Origin of the sequence: Candidatus Enterococcus wittei (genome assembly GCF_002140175.1) — a bacterium.
In the GTDB taxonomy this organism is placed as follows: Bacteria; Bacillota; Bacilli; order Lactobacillales; family Enterococcaceae; genus Enterococcus_B; species Enterococcus_B wittei.
Window position 1 is genome coordinate 817,544 of sequence record NZ_NGMO01000001.1, and the last position, 10,418, is coordinate 827,961.

General features: G+C 35.5%; 11 protein-coding genes. 3 read left to right on the forward strand and 8 right to left on the reverse strand.

What is annotated here, in order from left to right:
- From A5844_RS03225 to A5844_RS03255, 7 genes are all read right to left on the reverse strand, one after another.
- On the reverse strand, positions 1-1,775 hold a 1,775-nt coding region (locus A5844_RS03225), incomplete at its 3' end, for a hypothetical protein (RefSeq protein WP_179190528.1).
- Entirely contained in the window at positions 1,741-3,192 is a 1,452-nt protein-coding gene (locus A5844_RS03230) for an FAD-dependent oxidoreductase (protein WP_086283856.1), read from the reverse strand. The genes A5844_RS03225 and A5844_RS03230, both read right to left, overlap by 35 nt.
- A gap of 805 nt (positions 3,193-3,997) precedes the next feature.
- Positions 3,998-4,855, reverse strand: a complete 858-nt coding sequence (locus tag A5844_RS03235; protein ID WP_086283858.1) for an aldo/keto reductase — start codon at positions 4,853-4,855, stop codon at positions 3,998-4,000.
- Between the two features lie 47 nt (positions 4,856-4,902).
- On the reverse strand, positions 4,903-5,214 hold the full coding sequence (locus A5844_RS03240) for a carboxymuconolactone decarboxylase family protein (RefSeq protein WP_086283860.1): 312 nt from the start codon (positions 5,212-5,214) through the stop codon (positions 4,903-4,905).
- A gap of 14 nt (positions 5,215-5,228) precedes the next feature.
- Entirely contained in the window at positions 5,229-5,642 is a 414-nt protein-coding gene (locus tag A5844_RS03245; RefSeq protein ID WP_086283862.1) for a cupin domain-containing protein, read from the reverse strand.
- Positions 5,643-5,676: 34 nt separating this feature from the next.
- On the reverse strand, positions 5,677-6,189 hold the full coding sequence (locus A5844_RS03250; protein WP_086283864.1) for a flavodoxin: 513 nt from the start codon (positions 6,187-6,189) through the stop codon (positions 5,677-5,679).
- Positions 6,190-6,387: 198 nt separating this feature from the next.
- A complete protein-coding gene (locus tag A5844_RS03255) occupies positions 6,388-7,269 on the reverse strand; it encodes a LysR family transcriptional regulator (protein ID WP_086283866.1) in 882 nt (293 codons plus the stop codon).
- A gap of 560 nt (positions 7,270-7,829) precedes the next feature.
- On the opposite strand from A5844_RS03255, the gene A5844_RS03260 reads away from it, so the two are divergent.
- A complete protein-coding gene (locus tag A5844_RS03260; protein WP_086283867.1) occupies positions 7,830-8,384 on the forward strand; it encodes a hypothetical protein in 555 nt (184 codons plus the stop codon).
- A gap of 39 nt (positions 8,385-8,423) precedes the next feature.
- Here the strand turns inward: A5844_RS03260 and A5844_RS14400 are convergent, their stop codons facing one another.
- Entirely contained in the window at positions 8,424-8,627 is a 204-nt protein-coding gene (locus A5844_RS14400) for a hypothetical protein (protein WP_086283868.1), read from the reverse strand.
- A 221-nt stretch (positions 8,628-8,848) separates the two neighbouring features.
- On the opposite strand from A5844_RS14400, the gene A5844_RS03270 reads away from it, so the two are divergent.
- Both A5844_RS03270 and A5844_RS03275 read left to right on the forward strand, forming a co-directional pair.
- Positions 8,849-9,508, forward strand: coding sequence for a hypothetical protein (locus tag A5844_RS03270; protein ID WP_086283869.1), 660 nt, complete (start codon positions 8,849-8,851; stop codon positions 9,506-9,508).
- Positions 9,509-9,669: 161 nt separating this feature from the next.
- A partial coding sequence (locus A5844_RS03275; protein ID WP_143353698.1) for an ISL3 family transposase occupies positions 9,670-10,418 on the forward strand: 749 nt, incomplete at its 3' end.

Below are 10,418 nucleotides of genomic sequence, written 5' to 3' on the forward strand. Positions count from 1 at the left end.
TCCGGTGTTACTTCTGGCGTGACTGGATCCGGATTACTTGGTAACTCCGGTGTCACTTCTGGCGTGGCTGGATCTGGATTACTTGGGACTTCTGGTGACGCGGGTGTTACAGGTTGATTTATTGCAGTAAAAATATAAGCGAAATTACCACCAATTTGGTAAATATTGAAATTTACATCTTTCACAATAATGGTAAAATCACTACCTGAACCATTCGTACCCGTCAAATAGCCAGCATATTGTACGCCATTAACCATCATTGGTTGAGAAACGAACTGATTGAAAGAAACACCATCTACTGTTAGGTTCAAAGTGTTCAATACTGCTGGGAAATTTTTTTCTGAAACAACCCCACTTTTAACTGTCACTGCAGAATTTACAGTGATGACATGATTTCCATAGCCACCACCAGAAAAAGTCGTGGTTTGATTCCAACTGGCCAATCCAGCTGAATCTTCATTTAGGTTACCATCAACTGCTCCACCTGGGCTAATACCTGCTTGTGACCCATTGTAAGTAGGAGTTGTAGTTTCGTCAGCATAGACTGTATTCGAGCTCACCGTGTCTTGTTTATCTAAACTGACTGTGACATAATCGTATTTTAATGATTCAATAGTTTGTTCTTTGGCTTGGATTTCATAATAATTGGTAGCTTCATCTTCCAATTGATCTACATAGTTCATTTGCACATTGATATTTGATTCCTCTGTATTCAACCAAGAATCTGTATTTTCAAAACTTCTAACACCATGAAGTGAAAGAGCGGTCTTCAAACTATCAACTGTACTTCCAAATTTTACTGGCGCTACTAGATAATGACCATTGATTTCTAAAGGGAATCCATGTGTTGAGGAAGCAAAAGTAAAATAACCATTCGCATGATTTTTTCCATAATCAGTCGAAATAGATTCATCATGATATACAGCAAAGTAAGTACTTCCTTCATAGGTGATAGAAAAATTTTTTTCCAGCGCGTCTTCAAAATCACTTTTTATTTCATTCGTCAATGGAGATTGACCGTTATCTGCCTTCACTTTCATTGAGAATCCTGTATCAATTTTCATATTTCCTAATACTGCACCGTCATCCGCTGTGAAATTTATGCTTTCTGGTCTTGCTTTAGAAGAAAAACTCAATGATTTTTCTCTTGTACTTGATACGACCCTAGAATCTTTCCAGTTTGCAGAATCCTCGTATGCTTTCACTTTGGATTCATATAAATGCGGTGAAACTGTTTGATATTTCTCTTGTGAAGTGACTTTCACATTGGGATTATCTTTGATTAATTGCCGATATCCAGACATTTTCATTATTTGCGGGTCACTTTTAGATAAGGTAGATGTTTGATAATAAACATCTGCATCCTTAATTCCGAGTATTTGCTGGATATCATAAACGGTGTGTCTGTCACTAATTGAAATATCTTCTCCCTCATACATTGAAGAGAGTGTTGCTTGATTTGGCAATTCATTCATCATTTTTGCTACATAACCATCTTGTGTTCTAACACTACTACTTTGACCTTTTTGTAAAGACTGATTCAACTCATCGACAGAAGTATGTTCAAGATCTCGAATTACATCATCTTCAACAAGTCGTTTCTCAGACATGGATGAGCTATCGGCAGAGGCAGAAATATTGGGTAGAGTTACTCCACCTATAAACGCTCCAGCGCCGACTGTCAGAAAGGCACCAGCTTCAATCATACGCTTTTGCTTTTTAGACATCTCTTTATCTGGTTTATTCAACTTCATTCGAGGTTTCTTTTTTGTCATAATAACCACGCTCTCTTTCTTTATTCCTAACTAAAGAAGCCAATATTTTATTAAAACCCAATGGATTTTTATAACCATGTTCAAAAAAGAAATCTGTAAATTCAAATTCCGGTACTGTAACACTCATTTGGATCGCTAAACTGACAGTATTAACATACTGAGAAATATCTACAGTTCCAAGAACTTGTAGACCTAGAATCTTCAATGTATTTTTCTCATAAATCAAATAGATGCTAGAATAGTATTTATTATTTTGCCATTCTGTAGGAGAATATTTTTTTATCGATTCATGAACAAATCGTCCTTCCCGTTCTAGATAACGATTCTGGTAGTGTACCTCTTCTGCATCATAGCCAAACATTTTTGCTTGTTTCAACGTAATCCCTGTTTTAGCGATAGTAAATCCGTCCATGTTGAATTTATACGTTCCAGTAGTCGTTGCTATTTCTTGTTTTTTTTCGTGTACATTGATAGCTGCAATCAACCCTTGACGAAACGCATCTGAAGCATGGGGGTTATAAATATTTTCGCGAGTTAAATCCATGTAAGTTGTCGAACAATCCCCAACAGCTAAAATCGAATCATTCGTCGTATACATATATTTATCAACCAAAATTGCTCCACGATCACCAGTTTTGACTTGTCCAGCTAATAAAAAAGAATTGGGGCGAAACCCAATGGAAACAAAGACTCCATCAGCACGTACTTTCATTTTCGAAGAAGTCACTGCTTCTATATTAGGACGACTCCAGACCTTTTTCTCGATAGTATGATAACTTTCTACACGTGTGTCAAGTAATAATTGGATTCCCTCTTCTTCCAATTGCTGCTCTACTTCAAGGGCTGCCTGATAATCCAAATAGTTTGCTAATATTCGAGGATTGGACTCAATCAACGTCACTTTCAATTGTCGCTGTGCTAAAATACGAGCGATTTCTACGCCTACTAATCCTCCCCCAATCACAATGGCATTATTTGCTTCTGAAATGAATTTTTCAATAGCTTCCGCATCTTTTCGTTCCTTTAATAGAAATAACGTTTCATTCAACTTTCCCCCGGTTGGTGGAAGATTTGGGTAAGAACCGGTTGCCATAATTAGTCGATCATAGGTTATTTCTTCTTCCCTTCGCTTGAGAATATCTTGGAAAATAAGTGATTTTTTTTGTGCATTTATAGAAATCACTTCTGTTTGAATACGTAAATCTACCCCTTGAGCTATGATTTCTGGTGGTGTCGCATAATTTGCTTGTGAATGGATATCTTGATGCCCCATTAAAAATAATGGGATAGTTTGTGAAACAAATGTGATTTCGTCTTTTTTTTCGAATACAATGACTTCATCTTCAGGATATTCCTCCCGAATTCGAAGCGCGGCTGCAATCCCCGCATGATTTCCACCAATAATTATAATTCTCATCACTAGGCACCTCCATTTTCGTCCTCATTTTTGTGATATACGTTATTTAATTCCTACGATTTATACAAATTATATCATTTAAAAATAAGAATTGTCAGTTAACACCCCTTGATAAGCTAGTGTTTTTTTAATTCAAATTTAGTTAGCATTAAGGCAAAAAAATTTAATTTAGTTGAATATAACTATTGCTTTGGTTCTGCTATTTCACCATACAGATTAGATAACTTTCCTATGGAAACCTCTTTGATATTTCGTATACTATTTATTTAAAGGACACTTGTTGAGAAAATAAAGAACTAGCATTATCGATGAAAAAACATGTTCTAAGTGAAGAAACTTAATTGAAGATAGATTACCATCTAATTCTATAAACCATCCATATGGTCTAGATTCACCAATCAAAATGCAATGAACAAAAAAATGAACAAAAAGAAAATAGTTCTTTCTGTTTACCAATAATTCTAAAATTCCTCTTCACCAACATCAGTTGACAAAGAGCGACAAAAGGACATCAAATCGTCACATTTAAAGAGCGTGATCCAAAAGTGTTATTTACTTTTGTTCCACGCTCTAAATCTTTTGTATCATTCAGGATGAATTATTAGATAACTCTACTTTTTTTGAATAAAGATATACGGTCATTTTTCATCAAATAATAAGCGTGGGACAAAAGCGCTATTTACTTTTGTTCCACGCTCTAAATACATATAAACGGCAAGAGAAAAAGCAACTCCTTCGGCTTATTTCTCGGAGCTAAACGCTTCTGTCCCAACCTCATCTATTCGACAAATTTACTTTTATATTTCTATTTTTTACTATATACGGGAAACCGATTTGATTCTCCATAATCATCAATCGTTTTGATTTTTTTTAATTGATTGATATCTTCCAATGTCAATTCAAAATCTAATTCACTATTTGATTGTATATGGTTTTTATTTTCTGCTTTAGGTAACGGTAATAACCCCAGTTCAATGCAGTAGCGTATTGCAAGTTGTGGCACACTTACTTCGTATTTTCTCGCCATTTCTTTTAATTCATGTTTTTTTAATAATTCTCCATGCCCAATAGGTGAATATGCTTCTACTAAAATCTCATTTTTCTTACAGTATTCAATCAATTCAAATGGCGTATTTGCTATATGTGCCAAAATTTGATTGACTGCCGGTTTTACCGTAGCATATTCCAAAATATTTTCTATATCATGTTGATTAAAGTTCGACAGCCCAATGGCACGAACTTTACCGTCTTTTAGAGCGTCTTCCAACGCACGCCATACTTCAATATTTTCTTTATCATAGTTTGCTTCTCTGAATTCTTCCCATGGTTGTGGCGCATGAATGATCATCAAATCAATGGTCTCTAAACCTAATTTCGCCAAAGATTCATCAATAGATCGTGCAGCCGATTCATAGGTTTTGTGTTCAGCTGCTACTTTGCTAGTCACAAAAATCTCTGAACGTTTAATGCCTGAGGTTTGAATTGCTTTCCCAACACCATTCTCATTTCCATAAGCCTGCGCTGTATCAATATGCCGGTAGCCAATCTCCAATGCATCTTTAACAGCTTGAACTACCGCTTCGTTGTCAATCATCCACGTACCAAATCCTACTTTAGGAATGATGATTCCGTTATTTAATGTATAATTTTCTTGTAAAATCATTTTCCTCTTCTCCTTTTCAAATCCACAAAATCACTTTTTTAAAATTATTAGTCAAAAATTTCTTTGGCTACTGAAAATGCACTCCATGCTTTCGGCCAACCAGCATAAAATGCCAGATGTGTGATCAACGCAGAGATTTCTTTTTTGCTGACTCCATTTTCTTTTGCAATCTTTAAATGTGCTTCCAACTGTGGCGCCCCCATTGCTAACAATGCGGAGCAAGTAATCAGGCTTCTGTCACGTGCAGATAGTTCCTCTTCTTTTGACCAAACTTCCCCAAACAGAACATCATCATTTAATGCAGCAAATTGGGGCGCAAATTCGCCTAAGCTATCTCTCCCAGCTGTTTGCTTTTTCATTAAAATCGTCTCCTTTAATTGTCTAGTTTTTCATACCACTCATCATTTACTGGTTCTAACCATTCTGGTGTACCCGCAGTGATCGCAATGTGCTCAAACCAACTATTCTTTGTGGCACCATGCCAATGTTTCACTCCATCATGAGTAATAACCACATCTCCTGCCTTTAACAATTGGGGAGCTTTGTCTTCTTCTTGATACCAGCCTTCTCCTCCAGTCACTAAAAGTAGTTGAAATCCGTCACGGTGAATATGCCAGTTGTTACGACAGCTAGGTTCAAACGTAACATTCGCAACGCCTACAAGAATCGTTGGATCAGAAACCAAAGATTGTAAATAACTTTGTCCAATAAAGTATTGCGCATATGCTTCATTTTTTTCTCCAATTGGAAAAATCACACCATTTTTTACTTCTTCATATTTGTCCATTATCATTTCCTCCATTTTATTGTTTATTCATCAACTACTTATATGGAAGCAACCAGTTTTCAATCGCTAGATCTGAACGTTCTACACGTGAGCCTCGTATAGGAAGTCCACCGTTTATTTTTGCTTTAGGACATTGCTTTCTCAAATCAGCCAAACTATGTCCAAATGCACTTCCTTCATGAGTGCAAAAAGGATAGATCTCAAGCCCTTCCGTATTGAAATCTGCTAAAAAAGAAGCGATGATCTGAGGATAACTTCCCCACCAGTTGGGATATCCAAGAAATAACGCGTCAATTTCTGAACGTTCCAAGTCTATTGGATGATAAGTAATACGGCTCAATTGCTTTTTTTCATTTTCCGCTCGCTTTACAGCTTCCTCGTATTTTTCAGGATATCTTTCCACTTCTTTTAATTTGATACACTCAGTATCAAGTAGAGCAGCAACCTTCTGAGCGACTACTTCTGTGTTCCCAATTGCGATTTTTTTTGTTTTTCCATTTATAAAATTTTCTCCTGCACGGGAAAAAAACACCACTGCCGCTTTCAAATATATCTCTCCTATTCCATTGATTATCAATCTGATGGGTTTTCCAAAAAAAGCTCCTAGATGACTCGAGTTCGTCTAAATGAACTACTTATCTGTTCTAGACAGGATTTCTCCTAATAAATAAAAAAGAGTTGTACGATTCGTATATTCATCGTACAACTCCTTTTTATTATCGTCTAATGCTTGATTCTCATAGCACTATGCCTTAAAAGCATGATTAAAGCGAGAAATCAATTCTTGAACTGCTGGTGCCTGAATGCGATCTTTCCATACAAGTATACAATTAGTTTTCACTTCTGGTTCCATAGGGATAAACTCTGTACTACTTAAATTTCTTTTTGTGACTGAACCTTCAATCGTAAGAGCCACTCCCACTTTATTTTCAACTAAAGAAAAAACATTGAATAGAAGATTGAAATTACCAACAATATTCAAGGTATCTAGTGGAGTATTTGTCCAATTTGTTAATAATTGTTGAACTTCTTTTCTACTGGAACAAAGGATTGGCAATCCTATAGTATCTTCTGGTGTCAAGTAGTCTTTTCTTGAGATAAATAGTTCTTTTGAAACTAAAAAACCCCATTTTTCTTCTCTTGGAAGCTTCAATACTTTCACATTCTCAAGAGATACTGGTTCAAGTAACACAGCTAGATCAAGCAGCCCTTTTTCTAAGCGATCACTGATATCTTCGCTAGTTCCAGTAACTATATTGAATTGGACATTTGGATAATCACTTACAAGCTCTTCAAGCATCATCGCTACTGTATCTGAATTATCTGCCTCCACACAACCAATTGAAATCATGCCTTCCATCTGCCCATTTTTCTTTTCTAGAAAAGCCTGCTCAAGTTTCTCGTTTAATTCAAGGATTTCTTCTGCTCTTTCTTTGAGAAAAAGACCTTCTGGAAGTAAATAAAGATGATTCTTTTCCCGATGGAACAGTGGCATCCCTAATTGATTCTCTAAGTCGCGGATTTGCCTGCTCAAAGTAGGTTGAGTAATATTTAATAATTTTGCTGCACGTGAAATATTCCCTTCTTGAGCAACAGTCCAAAAGTATCTCAATAGTCTAATCTCCATGTTTGTCTCCAGTGTTTTCTTTCAATTATAGCAAATTTCACAATATGATGTTTCTTTGATACTTTTTGATATCCTACCTATCAGAAAATAATTGGATAATCTAAATCAGCAAATAGGCTTTCTGCCTGATTTCTTTAAATAATCACTTTTTAGATAAAGAAAAAAGCTCATGTCTCCAATGACTTTTGTTTCGGCCAATAACCATAGAACAACAAATTCCTTTGTTATGTGCTACTTTTTCCGCATCATGTAGCTAATGGCGATAAGCATTTCCAAGTATCTACCAATCGTATTCAACCTATTGATATTATTAGGATAATAATCGAATTCAAGTGATTGTATCTATTTGAGATATTTCAAAAATAATCATATTTCCGCACCTTTATTCCTTGTTGACTAGAATTTTGATATTCTTAGTGAAAATCTGTCCTCGATCAATCATGGTTGAGCGGGGTTCATTTTGTTTAGCAAACGATTGTTTCCAATTTACGAAAAACTAGTCACTGATTTTTTACTTTATTGCATATACTAATGGTATAAAATAAAGAGGAGAAATTGATATGAATCGTTTTTTTGCATGGTTAGGAAAAGATAATCCTACACAAGGACCTGAATCTTATATATATAAACAAGTTAAAAGTAGGATTCCTCCTACCAAAGAACGAAAGAGCCCTCAATTTAAACGACGCAATGCGATTAGATTAGACAAATCCAAAAAGGAAGAAGTCGTCTTAAAAGCAAAATTACCTACGCTAACCTACTTGTCGTGGTTGGTGATAGTACCAAACACCTTCGAAAAAATCATCCAAAGAGTCAATCATTACCAATTTAAAACAAAAACTTTTAAATTAATTGATTTAACCCAAAATAATTTTCAGCTTAAGCGACAAGATGGAATGATATTAAAAGGATCTAAACAAGAACAATCCGCTAAGAATTTCAACCGATATCAAAAATTGGAAGTTCCGTATCAACAAAGGGCAAAAATGTCCAGTTTAAAGCATAAAGTAGTTAAAGCAAAAATGAAACATCAGTTACAGCAGGCAAACAGTAACCAAACGTTGGTTAAAAATGATGTGCATCATTCGATTTTCTCTCATGAGTCGAGAATTTGACCTTAAATTTCTGTTTACACTGTCCAATAAAAAAGGGAACTATTCTTTAAATAGTAGTTCCTTTTTTTCGAGTTTCATTATTATTACTTTATGACCTTCTTTGCTACATAAAAAATTAGAAACTGGATCATAGAACATAGATCCATCTTTATGTATAAAAAATTGAAATAATACTTCGTCAAAAAAATCACAAAAACTTAAACCGCATTTGAATAGCTCATTAGTACTACTAAACTCAATCATCCTAAAACTCCTCCCCTTGCTAAAAGTCTAATTTATGAATTGCTAAGTAAAAAAACATTTTTTTCTTTTTTTAAAAATACGAAACCCACTCAATCGATCATAGCTTAGTGGGCGTTATCTCATATAGCAAGCATTTGTTTCCGATTTTGCGAAAAAATAGCCATGGATTCTTCCCTTAATTGCGTATACTGATTGTATGGAATGAATAGGAGAGATCAATAATGAACCGATTTTTAAAAAGATTTAGAAAGCTGCTTGCGAAGCAGGACAAGGGTAGGACACCTCTCCTTGAAGAAAGTGAGATTTCTCAATTTAAACGACAAAATGGGGTTAGATTAGAGAAATCCGAAAAAAAAGAAAATGTCTATAAAATAAAAAAACAGCAGATGTCGTCCGAATTAAATCAGGTGACAGCACAGGTCCATCAGCCTATTAACCATGATCCATTTAAAACAAGGACTTTTAAATTAATGGATTTAAATGGGAGCTTAAGTAGGAGCGGCCCTCTTCTTAAAAGACGCATTGCGTCTAAACAAAATTCAATTAAATTAGAAGAATCTGAAAAGCAGGCGGTAGCAGAATTGGATCAGGTAATCGCATATGCCGAGCAATTTTTATTGGAAAAAACTGAGGCCCCTGAAAATTTAAACAAGAGCAGTTCTCAGCTTAAGAGGCAGGATGGAATCATATTAAGCAAGGCTGAACAGGACCTATGCCAGCTGTTCTTAAGAAGGAATAAGGAATTGTCAAAACTATCAACTTTGGATCGTAAGGTAGTAGCAGCAATGTGCAAACTTTACCTACAGTTGGCTAACAGTAACCAAGCACCACCTAAAAACAATACAAATCGTTCGTCTTTCTCTCATGAGTTGAGAATTTAAAACCCTATGTATGCCCACTCATTGCGTTGGTTTTTATGGCTCTATACTTTTTGATGTTGGTGAATTTCACCAGCATCTTTTTTATTGAGAAAAAAGTAGAAAAGACACCTTGAAATCCTTTAGAATTGATTTGGCATAACCATTCATAAGGAGGACTCAAGATGTCTTATACTCAGCTTATCAAAGATACTCTAAATATTCTAGACCTAAATATCCATTTTGAGGAAAATTGCTTAACGAAAGAAAAGTACAAAGGCCAAATTTGCATGATCTATCGTGGGAGGCTTCGCTATTCACCTGAAAAATGTGTTCATTGCCACTGTGTCGTCCCCTCTCAGCTTATCCGTTGGGGGACGACAACCGTTCGGTTGTTACTCAATGATGTTTCTGAATACCGAACTTATTTAGAATTGAAGAAACAACGCTTTAAATGTAAGTCTTGTCATAAAACCTTTGTTGCCGATACTTCGGTTGCTGAAAAGCACTGTTTTATTAGTCAAAAGGTCCGTTGGTCTGTCGTCACTCATTTAAAGAAGAACACTTCAATGACCGAAATTGCCTACCAAAAAAATATTTCTGTCTCTTCCGTTTATCGAATCATGAAAAAATTTTATCGTCCATTGAATCCCTTGAAACAAAGCTTACCAAAAACCTTATGTTTCGATGAATTTAAGTCTGTTCGTAGTGTGTCTAGCGCCATGAGCTTCATTATGATGGATGGTGACACCCATGAACTACTTGATATTTTAGAAAATCGACGCCTTCCCTATCTAGAACGTTACTTTTTGCGCTTCTCATCAGAAGTTCGAGAGGCGGTTCAATGGATCGTTATTGATATGTATGCACCTTATGTTTCCTTAGTGAAAAAGCTATTTCCAAACGCGAAACTGATTATTGATCGATTCCATAT